Below are 19705 nucleotides of genomic sequence, written 5' to 3'. Positions count from 1 at the left end.
ATTAGCAAGTATAACTATTGTAAAATTTGATTTTGGATTTCCCTAAAACACTGGATGATAAATATCACAAACAAAATTAACTGAAAATAAAAATTATATGTCTAACAATGTTAATAACAAGGTAGATTTACAACTAACTATAGTTGAACTCGATCTTGTTGAGTCTTCAAAAATTACTAGTCAACTGGAATCATTCATAGACTTAGACGGTACAGAAGTATTTGTAAATAAGATAGAGAAACTGGTAACAGATGCTTTTAATCGAGGCATAAATCGTTTTAGAAATGATAAAATATATGATGCAATATATTCTAAAGGTGGTGATGGTTATCGCCTTTCATTTCAAGATGGTAATACTGCTTATCAATTTGTCGAATTTTTTTGCAATTCAGTTGAAAAACATAATTCCGACAAGAACAAACATCCACTAATATTTCGTATTGCTGCAACAACTGGAGAGGTTAGATATAGACCAGATAAATCAGGTCTTGACCGAATAATAGGACACTTTACCCTGACACCACTTTCACGGATTATTAGAGAGATTCCTGGCTGGTTTTATGTTGACGAAGAAACATTTAACAAATTTATTCCTCAAGAATTAAAAAATAATTTTATTGAAGAACGTATCCAAGGTAAAAAGCATGATGGTGAACTAATTCCAGCTTGGCGTTGTCGGATGATTTTTTCTCCTGCATTTGATACGATAACAGTTAATAGGCAAGGAGAAGAAATTAAACGTCAAAGTATCAATTACACAACTAAAAAAAATTACTTCAGAGAAAAGCTAGATGAAAATGTCACCTTAGACATGGTGTATATCCCTGCTGGTACATTCCTGATGGGTTCACCGGAAAACGAACCAAAACGCTATAAAGATGAAAGTCCCCAGCATCAGGTGACTGTACAACCTTTTGGGATGGGTATATATCCTGTGACTCAAGCGCAGTGGAAAGCAGTTGTAAGCAAGTGTTCTCAAGTAAACCGGGAACTAAACCCCGATCCTTCATATTTTAAAGGCAATAATTTACCAGTTGAGTCAATATCGTGGTATGATGCGGTAGAGTTCTGTGAAAGGCTCTCTCGACTCACTGGTAAAAAATATCGTTTACCCAGTGAAGCTGAATGGGAATACGCTTGCAGGGCTGGCACGACAACACCGTTTCACTTTGGGGAAACTATCACAGATAAGTTAGCAAATTATAATGCTACTTATACCTATGACGAAGAGCCTAAAGGTGAATATAGGCAAAAAACAACTCCGGTAGGTAGCTTTACAGCTAACGCCTTTGGGTTGTATGATATGCACGGCAATGTTTGGGAATGGTGTTGTGATCATTGGCACGATGATCATAACGATGCTCCCAATGATAGCAGTGCTTGGCTAAAAAGAAATAATGATGAGGATGGTAATGATTCTCGTCGGGTGCTGCGCGGTGGTTCTTGGAGCACTTACCCCAGGGATTGCCGTTCTGCGTTTCGTGGCAACTACGGCCCAGACGACTGGGACAACGCCTACGGGTTTCGGTTGGTAGTTTCCGGCGCAAGGACTCTTTAGTTCTTTACGCTTTTGCGTTTTTGCACTCTACCCTTTTTCTTTTTCCCTTCCCCGATGTCGCCTTTGGCGACTGGAATTATTTTTTATAAATCTGGCACGATAAATATATTATGTATGAGGTATGGGGTTTTGTCAAGTGTCAGCATCAGGATTTGAGGATTTTGGGGATTTTGTTTGAATCAGGATGTCCAGGACACCCTTCGGGAAGTCAAAAGTCAAAAGTCAAAAGTCAGAATTTTTTTGTCTGAATCAGGATATCCAGGATTTGAGGATTTACGGCTAACGCCGAGCTTCGCTATCAGGATGTTGTTAGTTTACAATTTGGTGTAATATACATATATTTTGTATATTTTGTAGGTGTTTAGCACTGCCAAACACCTACAGTTGGGCTATTCAATAATGGACAATTAACAATGAAAAATTGACAATGACTGAAATAATTATCAATTGTCAATTATCAATTATCAATTGATAACATCATCTACAGAAAATGTCAGATTTACCAATAATCCAAAAAACCTACGATTTAATCAAGTGGTATGTTCCCATTTTAGACCGCCTACCCAAAAAGCATAAATTTGGTTTGGGTGATAGAATTGTCTCTGGGCTTTATGATTTGCTGGAAGGTTTGATTTTAGCACGTTACGCTAAACAAAAATTAGCTCAGTTAGAATTATTGAATGCGAAATTAGATATTATCCGGCATCAAACCCGGTTGTTATTTGATTTTCAGTTATTTGATGAACGCCGCTATCAATATGTGGGACAATTGCTGAATGAAATTGGTAATGAATTGGGTGGTTGGATTAAACAACAACGACAAGCCAGGTATTCATAAATGAAACGTTATGGTAATCTTTATCCCCAAATTACAGATTTTGCTAATTTAATCTTAGCAGCACGTAAGGCACAAAAGGGTAAGCGGTTCAGAGAGAATGTTTTAGAATTTAATTACAACTTAGAATTAGAACTAGAAAAAATCCAAACTGAGTTAAAATCAAAAACCTATCAACCAGGTGCTTATAAAACTTTCAGTATTCTTGAACCCAAACCTCGCATCATTTCCGCTGCACCCTATCGAGATAGAGTAGTCCATCATGCCTTATGTAATGTAATTGTACCAATTATTGATAAAACATTTATCAATGATTCCTATGCCAACCGCTTAGGGTTTGGAACTCATCGCGCTTTGCGTCGCTTCACAAAATTTGCTCGTTCTAGTCGCTATATTTTGCAGTGCGATATTAAAAAATATTTCCCTAGTATTGACCACAATATTCTTAAAATATTAATCCGCCGAAAAATTAAATGTCAAGATACTCTCTGGTTAATAGACACAATTATTAACAGTAGTAATCCTCAAATATCTGCCATTGAATATTTTCCTGGTGATGACTTACTTGCGCCTTTAGAATATCGTCGTGGTTTACCCATTGGTAATCTCACCAGTCAGTTTTTTTCTAATGTTTATCTTAATGGTTTAGACCATTTTATTCAAGAGGAATTAAAAGTTAATAAATATGTGCGTTATGTTGATGATTTTGCTTTATTTGCCGATGATAAAAATGTTTTAGCTGAAGCCAAATTAGCCATAGAATCATATTTAGCTAATTTACGCTTAAAACTCCATCCGGCAAAAACCCAAATCTTTAAAACTCGACACGGTGCAAATTTCCTTGGCTTTCGCATTTTACCAGACAGAATTAGGCTCAGATCAGAAAACCTCATCCGAGGCAAACGCAGATTAAAACGATTGCAAAAACATTATCAAAATGGTATAATTGCTGATCAAGATGTTAATCGCTCTGTGCAGAGTTGGATCGCCCATTTAGAACACGGAGATACCTGGCGGTTACGTCAAAAGATATTCGCATCTCTTGTAGCCACAAGACTGTGAAGATGGAACAGGCACATCCGGGTGCTGCGCGGTGGTTCTTGGAACAATAACCCCAGAAATTGCCGTTCTGCGTATCGTAACAACAACAACCCAGACAACAGGAACAACAACAACGGGTTTCGGTTGGTAGTTTCCGGCGCAAGCACTCTTCAACTGTCAGAACTGGTAAATGGGAATTTATCGGGCGTACAATAGAAGAGTCCAGACCTGTCCCAGTGATGTTGGTGACAATATCCAAACATAAACCGGGGTTGGGTAGGTTGGTAGGTGCGATCACCGAAGATTTACCCAATTCTACAACCAATATAACACCAATATAATAATTTAATCCTGTAAATCCTCAAATCCTGGATATCCTGATTCAGACAAAAGTATTTAATTGTCTTATTTAATTATTTTATGATAGCTCTTCCTTATCAAAATAAATTATATCAGAGTTTAAGATAGCCGTCAACAAATTAACCTCTTATAATCCGAGATTTTTTCGTAAAAATTCTCTTCCCCATTTATAGGATGATAAAAGGGAATAGGGTATTTAGGCATCTGTGCGGTGCTGTTGCATTTTTAGGATAGGAAAATAGAGTGGCAATTCAAGAACATAAGATAACAGTAAATTCCTTAGAATGGTTTTATCGGGAAGCTGAACCCATTGGTCAAAGTGACTTATTACCAGTGGTATTGCTACATGGTATAGTTTCCCAAAGTTATAGCTTTCGCAATATTTTACCAGCTTTAGCAGCACAAGGAACAAGAGCGATCGCACCAGATTGGATTGGTTATGGTTTTTCTGCCACACCGGAAAAACGAGAATTTGCTTACACTCCCGACGCATTTATCAAAGCTTTAGATGATTTCATTCAAGCCATAAAATTAGAACGTTTTTCCTTAGTTGTGCAAGGATTTTTAGGTTCTGTTGGTTTACAATATGCCTTACGTCATCCTGAAAAAATAGCCAACATAGCGATTTTAAATACTCCCATTTCCACATCTGCCAAATTACCTTGGAAAATTCAACAAATGGGTTTCCCTTTAGCAGGGGAAGTCATGACACAAGACCCATTATTAGTTGATAGAACCTTAGAAGGTGGTAGTCGTTATCGCATCGAAGATAAAGATTTAGATGTTTACAGAAAACCGTTCTTGAAAACTTCTGCATCTGGTCGCGCTTTGCTGTCAACAATTAGAAATTTGCAACTCGACCAAGCCATGACAGAAATCGAAACTGGATTTAAAGAATGGCAAAAACCAATTTTAGCACAATGGGGAATGATTGACCCTTGGTTGTCGGTAGATATGGCTGAAAGTTTTGTGAAATCAGTTCCTGATGGTGAATTGATTAAATTAAATAATGTGGGACATTATCCCCAGGAACATTATCACGAAACGATTTTACAAGACCTTTTACCCTTTGTGCGTCGTTCTGAGTTAAATTAGCTAGTTGAGAGACGTTTCATGAAACGTCTCTACCACTTCTTCTCAGATACAAGGTTGGGTTTTACTACTTTTTGACCAGCCAGCTTTTGTTGTCTAGGTTCTACCCAATTTAACTAATTATTAGAAGTTGCTAAAATTAGCAATTGCTTCCTGCATTTTATCCACAACTTCATCCACAGATATTGCTCCCAACTCTCCAGATGCACGGGTACGGATGCTTAAAGAATTGGTTTCTACTTCCTTAGCACCTACTACGGCCATTACTGGTATTTTATCCTTTTCGGCGTTGCGAATCAATTTACCCAAGCGATCGCCACTTAAATCAACTTCCGCACGAATTCCCAAAGCTACCATTTTCGCAGCCACTTCCTTGGTAAAATCAATTTGCAATTCACCTACAGGCAGAAGTCTAATCTGCACAGGTGCTAACCACAAAGGAAAATCACCCGCATATTCTTCAATTAAAATCCCTATTAATCTTTCCAAAGAACCAAAAGGTGCGCGGTGAATCATCACAGGACGTTTACGTGAACCATCTTCAGCCACGTATTCTAAATCAAACCTTTCAGGTAAATTATAATCTACCTGCACCGTTCCTAATTGCCATTCTCTGTCTAAAGCATCGCTGAAGATAAAATCGAGTTTTGGACCATAGAAAGCCGCTTCTCCAATACCTTCAAAATGATCCATTCCTAATTGTTGCACAGCGCGACGAATCGCACCTTCGGCTTGATCCCAAACTTCATCACCACCAATATATTTATCACTGGCTGGATCACGGAAACTAAGTCTCGCTTTAAAATTCTTCAATTGCAGACTTCTAAACACAGTCAAAATCAAATCTACAACATTCAAGAATTCATTATCTAATTGTTCGGGTGTAACAAATAAGTGAGAATCATCAACGGTAAAACCGCGTACTCTCGTCAAACCTCCTAATTCTCCAGATTGTTCATAGCGGTAAACTGTGCCAAATTCCGCTAACCGCATCGGTAATTCCCGATAGGAGCGTAATTCACTCTTGTATATTTGGATATGGAAGGGGCAGTTCATCGGCTTGAGGACAAAACCCTGCTCAATGGCTTTTGCTGCCTCATCTTCAGCCATCATGGGAAACATATCTTCCTTGTATTTCTGCCAGTGTCCCGATGTTTTAAATAAATCAACTCTGGCAATGTGAGGAGTAACAACAGGTAAATAACCCCGTTTTAACTGTTCTTTTTTCAGGAAGTCTTCTAAAATCGTTCTGAGTAAAGTTCCTTTAGGAGTCCAAAGCGGTAAACCAGGACCCACAGGATCGGCGAAAATAAACAAACCGAGTTCTTTACCAAGTTTACGATGGTCACGCCTTAAAGCTTCTTCCTTGCGGCGTTTATATTCTGCTAGTTGTTCGGGAGTTTCCCAAGCAGTAGCGTAAATGCGTTGTAGTTGGGCTTTGGTTTCATCTCCACGCCAATAAGCACCGGCTACGCTTTCTAATTCTATGGCTTTGGGGTTAATGTCTTTGGTATTTTCGACGTGGGGACCAGCGCACAAATCCCACCATTCTTCACCTAAATGATAGATAGTGATGGGTTCTTGTTTGATATCTGCGAGAATTTCTAATTTATACGGTTCATTAATTGCTTCAATCCGATTTTTTGCTTCCTCACGGCTGACTTCTTCCCGAATAACAGGAAGTTTACGATTAATAATCTTCACCATCTCTTTTTGGATGGCTTTTAAATCCTTATCACTAAAGGGTTCTGGGTTATCAAAATCATAATAAAACCCGTTTTCAATCCAGGGACCAATAGTAACTTGCGCCTTGGGAAACAGCTTTTGTACGGCCATGGCCATGACGTGGGAAGCAGTATGGCGAATTTTTTTTAATGTTTCTGATTCACTGGTGCGGGGTAAATAGATTTTTTCTGCTGGTTGGGTTTCTTGGTTTGGCGACATCGGCTGTTATTTAGGCGAAGTGATAAAAATAAAGTTGACAAAAAATATCTTTACAGATAATAAGCCACTGGCTATGGATTCTCCTAATTTAGCCCAACCACAAACTTCTAGCAAAACTAAATAGAGTCAGGACTTACGCACAGAATTGATCGGTGATAGCGCAGCGTGACGTAAGTCATAGACTGGGTGTAGGGTGTGGGGTGTAGGGGGTTTTCTCATTCCATTTACCTATCCTCTGAAACCATGATTTTTTCGTTCTTTTGCGTAAGTCCTAAATAATTATCTATTCCCTATTCCCTATTCCCTCACTGTCACCTGTAACCTCTTTCTTTAGATAGATTCTCGTATACACCACAGGGATCAATGCAAATCACCTGTCCAGACGATATAATAGTATTTTGTATATCTTATCACAGATTTTACTCTGTAAATAAGATATGTGAAGAATTAAAGGATTGTTAAGAATCGTAAATAGCGTTAATATTAATAAGATATTTAGAAATATGCTTCTCATATATGGGAAACCCTGGTTTACCGAATCCTGAATTGCTCCAATCTGTCCTAGAGCCATTGTTAGAGGATTTTGAATATTGGTTTGTGCGATCTCGTGAATTATTAGAAAATGAGAAAATCCCATTTATGAGTGACCAAGAGCAATCTGATTTACTCAGCCGAGTTAACCAGGCACAAGCAGAACTAAATACATCTAAGATGTTATTTGCTGCAACTGGTAAACAAGTAGGGATAGATATGGCAACATTAATGCCTTGGCATCAATTATTAGGCGAATGTTGGAAAGTGGGAATGCGCTACCGTCAATCACAACAAGAGTGATTGAATAGGTTATAAATCTGAACGTTAGGATAAAAACCTTAACATTATTTTCATAAAAAAATAATGTATCCCATGTTACCGTAATCTGAATAGGATTACAAAATATCACATCACAAATAGATAATTTAACCTTCGTCATCACCGTAAATCAAGAGTGAGCGGAAGTTAAGCACTACCATATAAAGCTTTAAAATTTGTTGCCCCTGGAGGATAATTTTATGTTACACCTACTCTACATTCTAGCTTTCACCGTCCTGGCATTTATTGCTGTGGGTAATTTAATTCGTAACCTGGTCATGTTCAGTTTTGATAGTTCTGCTGACCAAAGATATCGGGAACGTTCTTATGCAACCAAATCCTCTGCGGGTAATAAAGGTAGCTTTGGCTACTATGGAGCTAAAAGACAGTCCATACCCCATCCAGAATTATTAGATAGTGCAGGTAACTTAATTAAAGAGCCTTTATTGGTAATGCGTTCTATTAATGTGGATGATGCGCGTCAACAATTGGATGCTCTTTATGAATCTTCCCCAGGTCAGAAAATTGAGCGTTCAGAAGAAGCTTAATTGATACAGCAGCTTTCAGCTATCAGCGGTCAGCGGTCAGCGGTCAGCTTTCAAATGCTTATCAGGCAAGACTTTTGGATTGAGTTTTGTACCTCATTTACTCCAAATCTGCTGTAATTTGGATTTTGCCATCTGTAGGGGTTTAGAAGCAAAACCCCAAATTTTTTTTGGGAAGTCCGTATTAATTCCTCGCTCATACAAATATCTGGTACTTTTGATTCAGGCTAATTATCTAAGGATTGCAATAGCTACATAGTCCAGGATCTGCAAACTCTTTACCATCAGGATATAACCTTTTTTCTATAAAATTACATTTTTGACATTGATAAATTACTGCCATAGTTAAGAAAGTAGGCTGATGACAACTTTCACAAGGCAATCCTGTTATTTTGTCAGTTATACTAAACCCAGGTGTAGAACATTGAGGACAGCAACTGTTAATTTTATTGATTAAATCTTGGGTAGCTTGTTCGATATTCTTCATCCTTGTAGGATTATAAAGCGCCCGCATATCTGTTTCTATATGTAATTTACCATCTAGTGAATTATTTAAAGCAAAATTCACAGATTCTTGTAATTTTTCTGGTGTATTTATACCTTTAATAATGTTAGAATTTTGAAGATTTGAAGTTTCAAGCCAAATAACTAAACCATGTTCAGGAAAACCAACTTTTAAAGCAAATTCTTCTGCTGCTTGGAAATTATTTATCACCTGATGATTAAAGTTAGTTGCTGTTGAAAATACTTCACCAATAATTTCTAATTCTTTTTCTAGATCTAAAAAAACAATAATTTCTCTATTAGCATAAATATAAGGAAAGCTGGGATGAGGTGCAAAACTACCTTCACTAGCAATAGCTATAGTTTCCCCTGTGATTTCATTTGCTTTTTGGGCTTTTAATTTAGCAGTGTCAATTTGTGTGTCTGGGCGTTTTATTTCTCTGGTAAATGTGCCAAAATCATCGGTTTTAATGTTTTGCGGAACTATGACATTAATTCCTAATTTTTGCTGTAATAATGGGGTAATTACTTTTTCTTTATGGTGCATGGTGGCAAGAACAGCCACACGGTTATTAAAGAGATTATTTAATAATTGCTTTGTCATGGCAATTGAGACTCCCCGATACAGATATGGTGGGCAATGCCCACCTCAAACTTTAACTTTGCGCTTGTGGAACTTGATTAACTTGATTCATTTCTGCCAACATCTTTTCTTTATTGCGTCTGCGAATTTTGGCGTACATCTGAATACTCACAGCCATAAAAATTACTAAACCAAAGATTAGCCAAGCAGTGATGTCTGTAGGTAGATTATTCTTGAAAATAGCCAACATCACAATCACAACTAATAACAAAGTAGGTGCTTCATTTAAAGCCCGTAATTGTTGTCCACTCCACTTACATTCATCTGCGGCTAATTTTTTCATCAATCTACCACAATAATGATGATAAATAAGTAAAATACCCACAAACCCTAATTTAAAATGTAACCAAGGTTCTTTTAACAAGTCTGGGTTAGTGGAAATAATACCAATAGCCATCGCTACCGTGACTATCATTCCTGGAACGGTGATAATGTGGTAAAGGCGCTTTTCCATAATTTGATACTGGTTTTTCAGTATCGTTTTTGCGGGTTCTGGTTCTTGGTTCGCTTCTACGTGGTAGATAAACAAACGTACTAGATAGAATAACCCTGCAAACCAAACTACAAAACCGATAATGTGAAATGCTTTAAACCATGAATAAGCCATGAATCGTAACCTGCCTTAATCAATTTCTCGATGATTGCATCTACTCTCATTATCAGGTTACGGTAGTTTTTGACAAGCATACAAATTAGATTAAGAAGTATGACAATTTGGAGTAGTTCAACTAGGGTAGGGCATACCCTAAGTCAACGCTGGGAAGCCAGGTGCTAACAGGGGGTTTCCCGACTTGAAGCAACTGGTGTGGAGAGAACCACCTCTGGTTTAGATACCGCAAGGGGTCTAATCTCAGTAGACTCGCTGAACCAATAATTGCCGTGGCTTCCTGGAGAGTGTCAACATATCACCTATCCTCCATTTTCTCCCGTCGTTCTTGCAATTTCAACATAATTTCCGCGTGCATTTCACGGGTAATAGGATAGAAAAAAGTTAAAATTAAACCCATAATTAAACAAATTGTGGGTATCGGACCAACTGAAATACGAATAGCTAATAATGCTGAATCAGGTTGTATAGGTAATGTATTCTGCCCAACTACAGCTTCTTTAAAACCAGATACTTGTAAAGCATTACCTACTAAAAACAAGCCAAAAGCTAAACCAAACTTTTGTAATAACACCATGAAACCATAAAAAACTCCTTCCCTTCTTTGTCCCGTTTGTAATTCATCTAATTCAATCACATCAGGAATCATTGACCAAGGAATTAAATAAGCTGTGGAAACACCACAACCAGCCATTACAGCCATGACATACATTAAGGCAATTTGATTAGGTTGTAAGAAAAATAATCCAGCAGCAGCAATTATCCATAAACTCATCCCCAGGAAATAAACTATTTTTTTACCAAGTTTTTTACTTAAATAACTCCAAACAAATAGCATTAATAAAGCCGTGAATTGCACTGCAATTAAAACTGTAGGCACTTCTGAATTTTTCAGTTTCATGCAGTAAATGACAAAGTAGGGAATGATGCTGGCTGTAATTTGTACTCCTAGCCAAGAAAACAGATAGATAGCAATCACAAATAAAAACGGTTTGTTACTAAAAGCGATTTTGATCTGTTCAATAAAAGGCATCTCTGCTGGTTCTTCCAATTGGATACGTTTGGCTTCAAAAGCCATGATGCGATCGCGTGTTCCATAAACGCACCAATATAAGGATAAAACCGAAATCACAGTACATATAGCTGCTAAAACTAGATACTGTTGCTGAGGATTATTAATTTGTGAAAAAACAATTTGTGCGAAAATCAATGATAAAATACTGCCACCAATGGAAAAAGTAAAGCGAAAGCTATTTAAACTCGTCCTTTCATCGTAATCTTGAGATAGTTCAGGTGTCATTGCCGTATAAGGCAAATTAACTACGGTAAAAAACACTTGAGACATTACCCCAATCGCAACATAATACCAAAACAATGGCCAGATATTACTACTGGGTTCAGAACTAAATTGTGGTACAATCCATTGCAAGAAAAAGAAAGCACCAAAGGGAATTGCACCATATAATAACCAAGGCAAACGACGACCCCAACGACGGGATTTAGTTTTGTCTGTTAATACTCCCACAATCGGGTCATTGACAGCATCCCAAATTTTACCAATCATCAAAATACTGCCAGCTAACCCAGCGGGAATACCAGCCACGTTAGTAAAAAACACCAGCAGAAAAAATATAGCAATATTAGAAGTAATAGCTGGGCCTAAATCTCCAGCACCATAAGCTAGTTTAGTTTTCAAATCTAACTTTTCACTGGCTAATTTTTCAATATTATCATCGTTCATAATTACTTACACTCATATTAAAATAGTTGGGATTTGCTTTCAGTGCTAACTAAAAAATACTTCCTTGAGTTTTATGTCAGACCTTTACGTCTCTTGGTCAGATTATCACCATAAAATTGAACAATTAGCTATCAAGATTTATCAATCCGGTTGGGAATTTAACCAAATTGTCTGTCTGGCTAGAGGAGGACTACGAGTAGGAGATATTCTTTCCCGGATCTATAATCAACCTTTAGCAATTTTAGCTACATCATCTTACAATGGTGCGGGTAAACAAGAAAGGGGTGGTTTAATAGTTTCCCCTCACTTAACGATGACTACTGAGAGTTTAGGTTCCCGAATTTTGTTAGTAGATGATTTGGTAGATTCGGGGGTCACTTTGCAACAAACTATTCCTTGGCTAAAAGAACACAGCGAGTTTCCCATTGCAGAAATCCATACCGCTGTAATTTGGTATAAAGCTTGTTCAGTTATTGCCCCAGATTACTATGTAGATTATTTACCTGATAACCCCTGGATTCATCAACCTTTTGAACATTACGAACATATAACCCCCGCAGAATTGGCAGAAAAAGGGTGTAAGGGTGTAGGGGTGTAAGGGTGTAGGGGGAAAAACCCAATTCCTACCCTCTGCCTCCTGCCTTGTCATAACGATAATTTTTAACACCGACCTACTTAAGACCAGATTTTAAGTGTTATCAAAAAATCTTGTAGAGATGTTATAGGAAATGTCTCTACATTGATTCTCAATTTACAAATAATTTTCATCTAAAAGTTGTTCTAAAGTATAAGGACAATCTTCGGGAAAATCTATTTTAAATCTAGTTTTTTGCTTAACATATTTTAAAGCACTTCTATAAATTTTTTCTAATTCACTGTGGAGATAATTTTGTAAATTATTGGTTAATAATCTCTCCAGTTGGTTGCGAAAACCTATAATTTTTGTTTGCCAATGATTCCCATTCATTTCATATTCTTCAGTCCAATAGTGTAATAATAAAAGATGTCTAATTATTTGTTCTAATAAACTAGCAACAGCATTTTTATCGCGGTTGCCCAAAGCCTCAAACTCCTCAATTAGATTATTTAAATCTAAATCTTGAAAACGTTTCTCCTTTAGTAAAATAATTGTTTCTTCTAGCCATAAATTTTCGTCAATTTGATATAAAGATTGTAAATCTGTGGTTACGTTCATAATTTAACTCTCCTTTGTTGAATTAGTAACTATCATTTTTGCTCCGGTTTTACATAATTATTTTTATTTTACCAAAATTCATGAATTGTTGACATTAATTTGCTGCTACTTATTCAAGTTTATCTTTTTTTTGACACTATACAGCTTTCCTAGAATGAGATACAAAATTATCTGCGTTTAAATTTTGTTTGAATCAGGATGTCCAGGATTTAAGGATTTACAGGATGTAATTTACCAATTACCTATTACCTTAGGACTTACGCAAAAAAACGAAAAATCAAGGGTTTTGACAAAGGGGTAAAGTGATGGAAAAATCAAGGTCGAGGAGAGGAAAACCCCTACACCCCTACACCCTTACACCCCTACACCCAGTCGTCACAGATAACTTCTGTGCGTAAGTCCTGTTCAAAACAACCACAACCAAAACGGGAGAGTAACTAACAATACCATCGCCCCCATTGCTAAAGCTGTCACAGCCAAATCACGATCCAAATCAAAGGTTTCAGCTATAACCAGTGTGGCAAAAGCTGGAGGCATGGCCATTTGTAAGACAACTACCTTTGCTGCTTCACCTGTGACACCAAATAGCGGTAGAGTGCTGCCTAAAATCAAGGGGACTAACAGCATTTTGATGACGATACTTATTCCCGCTGGTTTGAGTTTGTACCAAGAACCAAGCTTTGAAAGTCTCATGCCAATTAAAATCAAAGATAAAGCCACAGCAAACCAAGCTAGTTTTTCTAAGCTGATTTCTACTAGATTGGGAATTGTGATTTGGCGAAGTAGTAACCCAAAACCAAAACTCCAAAGGGCAGGATTGATGAAAATGGCTTTGGCCATCTGTCCATGATTTTGGCCTTTATTGCCAAAACGGGCTGCTAGTAACACACCCAAGCCATAAGCTCCGAACAGTGACCCCAATAAATCGTAGAATAAAGCCCAGGCGAAGTATTCTTTGCCCACCATTGCTAAGGTGATGGGAAAGCCTAGATACCCTGTGTTGCCCACCATTGCTGCCAAAATCAAACTTCCTTGGGTTGATGGTTGGGGATGGGAATTTGTCAGATAGGCTTGACCTTGAATCACTAACCAAGCTAAAAATGCTCCTAGTAAAATTGCAAGGTGAGCGATCGCTGGTGCAATCCAAATCTGCCCTGATAAGTCGGTTTGTCTTAAAAACGCAACAATACTTATGGGTACTCCTATCCAGAACAGAAATTGACCTAACCGGGTAGGAAATGTGGCAGGTAATTTGTGTCCTAGAATTACTCCTACCAGGACTAATCCTACTAATTTGATATATAGTTCTAAGAGATTTATCAAGATTTTACCTAAAAATAGAGATATAAAATGATACCTATTACATTAATTTTTTTCCAGTCAGGAATTTTGAATAATACCAAGAAAAAGATTAGAGGTGATGGCAAGGTAAAAACTAATTTGTGCAGTTTTTCACAATCTAAAAATCCAAAATCCAAAATCTAAAATCCAAAATCTTATATAAACAGGAGTAGACAATTGAAAAAGGCTGGGTTTCCAGGAAAACCGCAAAATTCATCACCAGGTCCAGGTGATGATATTCCAGAGGCGTTACGCGATACTCCTGATACTGGAGCAAAACTGCGAGTAAAACCGCTAGTTTTAGTAATTGGGGGATTGGTAGGATTTGTCTTGCTGGCTGTAGGTAGTGGTTTTTTATTTTTTATCACAGCACCGAAACAAAGTGTTGAGCCTCAACCAGTATCAACCAATCCTGTTTCCACACCAACTAATACTCCAGTCATCAATAATGAAACCGTATTGGGACATTTGGCCTATTCTGAAGCACCAGAATCAGAATTATCACCTATTACGGCTGATAGAAAAATTAAAATGCGACAAGCAGCCGCCCAAAGGTTTCTAGCTATGACACAAGCAGCTAGAAGTGCAGGTGTAATTTTAGTACCAATTTCTGGCTTTCGCTCAGTGAAAGACCAAGAACAGTTATTTTTTAATGTTGGCGCTCAACGTAATCAAACTCCCGCCCAACGAGCCGCTTTGAGCGCCCCACCTGGTCATAGCGAACATCATACAGGCTATGCAGTAGATATAGGAGATGGCACAGTACCAGCAACTAACCTGCAAGCTACTTTTGAAAATACCAAAGCTTATCAGTGGCTACAAACTAATGCTGCCCGGTTTGGTTTTGAAATGTCTTTTCCCAAGAATAACCCTCAAGGAGTGAGTTATGAACCTTGGCATTGGCGTTTTGTGGGCGATCGCCATAGTTTAGAAACTTTCTACAAAGCCAGAAATATCAAACCTGTACAGTAGGTCAGTTATCAGTTATCAGTCGAAGAAGGCAAAGTAAGCATTCAGTTATTAGCGGTTAACAGTCAGCCAAAGTTGTTTTTTAGCCTGAGTTGATAAGATTTTAAGTTAGGGAGTCCCCAACCAAAAATAATTTCTCATCCCTCAGCAAAAATGCCATAAATTCTTTTGCTGATAGCTCAATGCTTACAAGGATTAATTTGTATTACCATAAATAATAGTGGTATAAATAAAATAAATCATATCTTGTGAGACATTTTTCAATGTTAGCTATGTAATGAATTCTATTATTGGTAGGAGAATACAAAATGAATTACTTATCTGAGCAGAATAAACTACTAGATGATATTCATCATAGAATTCGTCAAACTGAACATGAACTATTAAAAGCCATTCAGATTGTTATAGATAACAAAGCTTTATATGGTGATGTGGAAGAATACAAGTTTCGTAATTTACTCAGAGTTTCAGAGACAACAGAAAGTCTAGAAGTAATTAAAAATTACTTACGATATGAGCTTGGTCGGGAAAAAAAATGGGGTACAGGCGAAAACTCTCTCAGCGCCACAATTATAAAAGATATTGATGGCAAAATTAAAGAAATTGCTCAAAAAATAGAACAAGAAGTACAATTTAGTGATTTTAACTTAATCTGGTTAGAGCTAATTCGTCGTTATTTTGGCTATGGAGTATATTACGCACAGTTTATTAATTCCTCACATCTGATAGAAATTGAACAATCTGTCAGCCGTTTATCAAGAGAAGAGCAGTTGTGGTTAGTTGACAGAATTATCCACAACATGAAACTTAACACAATGAGAGAAATTGCCAACAAAAGAGCCAGCCATATTCCAAATCTAACACACGAAAGTATTGAACAACAACTAGCAAATATGGCTAATGATCCAGCAATTCAAGCTGAAATAGCAGCCATTAACCAAGAGTTTGCTAATACTGAAATGGATGGTTTGGGTGACCAATGAGTATTCAACGTGGAGATATTTACTTTGTCAACCTCAATCCAGTTCAAGGTAGAGAACAAGGTGGAGAACGCCCTGTACTTGTACTTTCTATTGATGCAATTAATAGTCTTCCCTTGGTTGTGACTGTAGTGGTTGGGACGAAAGGTGCTAATGTACCTCGTGATTATCCCACAATTGTCAGAGTTTCTCCAGAGGAGAGTGGTCTTCTTTTAGAAACTGTATTTTTGTGTTTTCAAATTCGTTCTCTTGATCCAAAACGCTTTCCAGACAATCCAGCAGGTAAGCTATCTGAAGAGGCCATGTTATTAGTTGAGAAAAGCACTCGCTATTGTTTAGGTTTATGAAATATTATTGTTTTGCATATACTATTATATAAAGTTTTATTTTTAACATTGCTATTCCCTATTCCCTTATGTTCAAAGATATTCAAACCCATTGGGCAAAATCATCTATTCTCACTGCTGCGGAACGAAATATCTTCAAAGGTTATCCAGACGGTACTTTTCGCCCCGATGCACCTGTAACTCGTGCGGAATTTGCCGCAATTATTTTTACAGCTTTACCAAAACAGCCATCATCTCGGCCTGAAATTACTTTTACAGATGTACCAGCCAATCACTGGGCAGTTAAGGCGATCGCTTCAGCATATCAGACAAATTATCTCTCTGGTTATCCCAATCGCATTTTTAAACCCAATCAACCGATCCCCCGTGTGCAAGCGTTAACAGCTTTAGTTTCCGGCTTGGGTTATGGGGTGACAGCAGATGCTATAGCGACTTTGAAAAAGCATTACACCGATTTTGGGCAAATTCCCAGTTATGCCATGAATGCGATCGCTGCTGCTACTGAAAAGCGCATTATTGTTAATTACCCAGACAGCCGCCGCTTGCAGCCGAATACAAACGCCACTAGAGGCGAAATTGCCGCATTTATTTGCAGAGTTCTGGAAATTCCTACTGTACCCTTCAAGTACATACCTGGTATAGAATTATTTGTGATTCCACCACAATTTGATGCTGCTGATCCTTTTACAGAAGAATTGGTACGAGTACAAAAAGATAACAAGTGGGGCTATATCGACAAATCTGGAAAATTCGTCATTCCCCCAAAATTTGATGATGCTAATTCTTTTGCAGAGGGATGGGCATTAGTGAGGGAGTTAAAAAATTAACAATGGACAATTGACTCTCCCTGATAGGTGATATCAATTTACAGTGAAGTTACATATAAATAACCCCACCGCCTTCGGCACCTCTCCTCAAGAGGTGAGGTTGGGAAGGGTAAAAATAATGTGCAAGCTCAATGAAAATTGGTATGAAATGATTAGAAACTAGAAAATTTTTTCGTTTTTTATCATGAAAATCAGAGACGTTAATACATAAATGAAACAATTGTCAATTGTCAATTGTCAATTAATAAATACATGAAACTTAACTAATCTATGGAAATTCGCGGTGTTTGGCTCACGACAACAAACAGTAAAGTCTTAGACTCCAGACAAAATATTGCCGAAGCGATGAAATTTCTCGCCGATATAGGATTTAATGTTGTATTTCCTGTTGTTTGGAATAACGGCTCAACTAACTATCGTAGCCAAGTAATGAAAGAAAAATTTGGCATAGAGATCAAAGACCGCAAAGAATTTAAAGATAGAGATCCTTTACAAGAATTAATTGCAGAAGCCAAAAAATTTGATATTGCCGTTATTCCTTGGCTTGAATATGGCTTTATGAGTTCCTATCAAGGAAATGGAGGCAAAATAATTCAGACAAAAAAAGAATGGGCAGCCCGTGATTTAGCTGGTAATCCACTTGTTAAAAATGATTTTTATTGGTTAAATTCTCTTGATAGCGAAGTACAAGACTTTCTCTTAAGTTTATTTTTAGAAGTCGTCACTAAATATGATGTAGCTGGCATTCAAGGAGACGATCACTTTATCGCTTTACCAATTGAAGGTGGTTATGATCAAAAAACTATTGAACGCTATAAGCAGACATTTAATCGCCAACCGCCAGAAAATTTTAAAGATCCACAATGGTTAAGATGGCGGGCTGATATTCTTTCTAATTTTTTAATTCGTTTCTACCAAGAAATAATTAATGTCAATCCTGATTTAATTATTTCCATGTCTCCGAGTATTTATCCTTGGGGTTATGAAAACTACCTACAAGATTCTCAAACTTGGGTTGATTTGGGATTAGTTGATTTAATTCATCCACAAGTATATAGAGAAAAAATTGAAAATTATAAGATTGAGCTAGACAGAATCAGAAAAGAGCAATTTACCCAACAACAATTACCTCAATTTATTCCTGGAATTCTGATTAATAAAACAGGTACATATCGAATTGAAGGACAAGATTTATTAAATGTCATCCAATATAATCGTTCCGTAGGTATTCAGGGGGAAGTTCTCTTTTTCTATGAAGGCTTGCGAGAAAATAATGACGCTTTAGCTAATGTTCTCAAATCTAGTGTTTATTCTCTACCTCCTGGAAAATTTGATGCCAAAGAAATTAAAAAGAATACTTTTACCCAGCGGCGCATCAATAATAATTATACTTATATAAATGCTGCACAGGAAATTAGTCTCAAAGTCCGATTTGATTGGGTTGAGCCATTTTCTGAAGGTATGGCAGCAGTGAAAATAGGTTATAAATGGGGTTACATTGATAAAACAGGTAAACTTGTCGGACGCATTGAATATGATACGGCTGAACCTTATTCGGAAGGACTAGCTCTAGTAAAAATTAATAATGATAAGAATCGCTATATCGGCTATATTGACAAAACTGGTAAGCGAATAACTAACTTAATCAATAACTTAAAAATTGATGATGCTCTATCCTTTTCTGAAGGTATGGCAGCAGTGAAAATCGGTAATAAATGGGGTTATATCACTCCCACATTTGACCAAACAGGTAACATTATTATTACTGTTATTCCTTTGCAATTTCAATTTGATGCTGCTCAATCATTTTCTGAAGGTTTAGCAGCAGTCAAAATCGGGAATAAATGGACATATATTGATAAAACAGGTCAAACCGTCATTAAATTAGAATTTGATGATGCTGGTAGTTTTTCCGCAGGTTTAGCAGCAGTTAAAGTTGGTAAACAATGGGGATATATTGATAAATTCAGCAATTTTGTCATCAAGCCGCAATTTGACGAAGTTGATATTTTTGTAGAAGGATTAGCCCCTGCTAAAATCGGAGGTAAATGGGGATATATTAATCAATTTGGTGAGTTTATCATTGCACCAGAATTTGAGGTTGCAAAACCTTTTTCCCAAGGCTTGGCACTAGTTAATATTGGTGGAAGATTAGAAGAAAATAAAGAACAAGGGAAAGCCGATTTAACAGGTGGTAAATGGGGATATATTGATAAATTCAGCAATTTTGTCATCAAGCCGCAATTTGACGAAGTTGATATTTTTGTAGAAGGATTAGCCCCTGCTAAAATCGGAGGTAAATGGGGATATATTAATCAATTTGG

Annotated in this window: 19 protein-coding genes; 13 read left to right on the top strand and 6 right to left on the bottom strand. The window is 37.2% G+C overall.

From position 1 onward, the window contains the following. Window positions 1-97: 97 nt before the first annotated feature. From A0J48_RS18035 to A0J48_RS18015, 5 genes are all read left to right on the top strand, one after another. Window positions 98-1558 (top strand): formylglycine-generating enzyme family protein, encoded by a 1461-nt coding sequence (locus A0J48_RS18035; protein ID WP_200325450.1) that lies wholly within the window; start codon window positions 98-100, stop codon window positions 1556-1558. Between the two features lie 490 nt (window positions 1559-2048). Then, entirely contained in the window at window positions 2049-2396 is a 348-nt protein-coding gene (gene avd, locus A0J48_RS18030; RefSeq protein WP_200325448.1) for a diversity-generating retroelement protein Avd, read from the top strand. Further along, window positions 2397-3455 carry an RNA-directed DNA polymerase gene (locus A0J48_RS18025; protein WP_200325447.1) on the top strand — a complete coding sequence of 353 codons (1059 nt, stop codon included), beginning with the start codon at window positions 2397-2399 and terminating at the stop codon, window positions 3453-3455. It abuts the gene before it with no gap. Between the two features lie 15 nt (window positions 3456-3470). After that, a complete protein-coding gene (locus A0J48_RS18020) occupies window positions 3471-3650 on the top strand; it encodes an SUMF1/EgtB/PvdO family nonheme iron enzyme (RefSeq protein ID WP_200325493.1) in 180 nt (59 codons plus the stop codon). A 387-nt stretch (window positions 3651-4037) separates the two neighbouring features. After that, window positions 4038-4889 carry an alpha/beta fold hydrolase gene (locus A0J48_RS18015; RefSeq protein ID WP_200325445.1) on the top strand — a complete coding sequence of 284 codons (852 nt, stop codon included), beginning with the start codon at window positions 4038-4040 and terminating at the stop codon, window positions 4887-4889. Between the two features lie 120 nt (window positions 4890-5009). On the opposite strand, the gene thrS is transcribed toward A0J48_RS18015, so the two are convergent. After that, window positions 5010-6830 (bottom strand): threonine--tRNA ligase, encoded by a 1821-nt coding sequence (gene thrS, locus A0J48_RS18010; RefSeq protein WP_200325443.1) that lies wholly within the window; start codon window positions 6828-6830, stop codon window positions 5010-5012. A 516-nt stretch (window positions 6831-7346) separates the two neighbouring features. On the opposite strand from thrS, the gene A0J48_RS18005 reads away from it, so the two are divergent. Both A0J48_RS18005 and A0J48_RS18000 read left to right on the top strand, forming a co-directional pair. After that, window positions 7347-7664, top strand: a complete 318-nt coding sequence (locus tag A0J48_RS18005; RefSeq protein ID WP_200325441.1) for a DUF2605 domain-containing protein — start codon at window positions 7347-7349, stop codon at window positions 7662-7664. A 218-nt stretch (window positions 7665-7882) separates the two neighbouring features. Then, entirely contained in the window at window positions 7883-8230 is a 348-nt protein-coding gene (locus A0J48_RS18000; RefSeq protein WP_200325439.1) for a DUF2973 domain-containing protein, read from the top strand. A gap of 232 nt (window positions 8231-8462) precedes the next feature. Here the strand turns inward: A0J48_RS18000 and A0J48_RS17995 are convergent, their stop codons facing one another. The 3 genes from A0J48_RS17995 to A0J48_RS17985 form a co-directional block, all read right to left on the bottom strand. Then, on the bottom strand, window positions 8463-9335 hold the full coding sequence (locus A0J48_RS17995) for a DUF6671 family protein (RefSeq protein WP_200325437.1): 873 nt from the start codon (window positions 9333-9335) through the stop codon (window positions 8463-8465). Between the two features lie 52 nt (window positions 9336-9387). Then, window positions 9388-9981: a protoporphyrinogen oxidase HemJ gene (gene hemJ / locus A0J48_RS17990; protein ID WP_200325435.1), complete on the bottom strand. Its 594-nt coding sequence runs from the start codon at window positions 9979-9981 to the stop codon at window positions 9388-9390. Between the two features lie 298 nt (window positions 9982-10279). Continuing rightward, window positions 10280-11722: an MFS transporter gene (locus A0J48_RS17985; protein WP_200325433.1), complete on the bottom strand. Its 1443-nt coding sequence runs from the start codon at window positions 11720-11722 to the stop codon at window positions 10280-10282. Between the two features lie 73 nt (window positions 11723-11795). On the opposite strand from A0J48_RS17985, the gene A0J48_RS17980 reads away from it, so the two are divergent. Then, window positions 11796-12320 carry a phosphoribosyltransferase gene (locus A0J48_RS17980; protein WP_200325431.1) on the top strand — a complete coding sequence of 175 codons (525 nt, stop codon included), beginning with the start codon at window positions 11796-11798 and terminating at the stop codon, window positions 12318-12320. A gap of 153 nt (window positions 12321-12473) precedes the next feature. Here the strand turns inward: A0J48_RS17980 and A0J48_RS17975 are convergent, their stop codons facing one another. Continuing rightward, window positions 12474-12917, bottom strand: a complete 444-nt coding sequence (locus A0J48_RS17975; protein WP_200325429.1) for a DUF29 domain-containing protein — start codon at window positions 12915-12917, stop codon at window positions 12474-12476. 405 nt (window positions 12918-13322) lie between these two features. Further along, on the bottom strand, window positions 13323-14240 hold the full coding sequence (locus A0J48_RS17970) for an AEC family transporter (protein WP_200325427.1): 918 nt from the start codon (window positions 14238-14240) through the stop codon (window positions 13323-13325). A 195-nt stretch (window positions 14241-14435) separates the two neighbouring features. Between A0J48_RS17970 and A0J48_RS17965 the strand changes: the two genes are divergently transcribed. The 5 genes from A0J48_RS17965 to A0J48_RS17945 form a co-directional block, all read left to right on the top strand. Then, window positions 14436-15230, top strand: a complete 795-nt coding sequence (locus A0J48_RS17965) for a M15 family metallopeptidase (protein WP_200325425.1) — start codon at window positions 14436-14438, stop codon at window positions 15228-15230. A gap of 305 nt (window positions 15231-15535) precedes the next feature. Further along, complete coding sequence (locus A0J48_RS27110; protein WP_234301000.1) at window positions 15536-16210, top strand: hypothetical protein; 675 nt, start codon at window positions 15536-15538, stop codon at window positions 16208-16210. Beyond that, window positions 16207-16554 (top strand): type II toxin-antitoxin system PemK/MazF family toxin, encoded by a 348-nt coding sequence (locus A0J48_RS17955; protein ID WP_200325423.1) that lies wholly within the window; start codon window positions 16207-16209, stop codon window positions 16552-16554. Before A0J48_RS27110 ends, A0J48_RS17955 begins: the two co-directional genes overlap by 4 nt. 68 nt (window positions 16555-16622) lie before the next feature. Beyond that, a complete protein-coding gene (locus A0J48_RS17950; RefSeq protein ID WP_200325421.1) occupies window positions 16623-17381 on the top strand; it encodes an S-layer homology domain-containing protein in 759 nt (252 codons plus the stop codon). Between the two features lie 270 nt (window positions 17382-17651). Beyond that, a partial coding sequence (locus A0J48_RS17945) for a WG repeat-containing protein (protein ID WP_200325420.1) occupies window positions 17652-19705 on the top strand: 2054 nt, incomplete at its 3' end.

The organism is Sphaerospermopsis aphanizomenoides BCCUSP55 (genome assembly GCF_001586785.1).
Classification (GTDB): Bacteria; Cyanobacteriota; Cyanobacteriia; order Cyanobacteriales; family Nostocaceae; genus Sphaerospermopsis_A; species Sphaerospermopsis_A aphanizomenoides_A.
The sequence above is the reverse complement of the archived record's forward strand: the minus strand, read 5'-3'. Positions and strand labels throughout refer to the sequence as shown.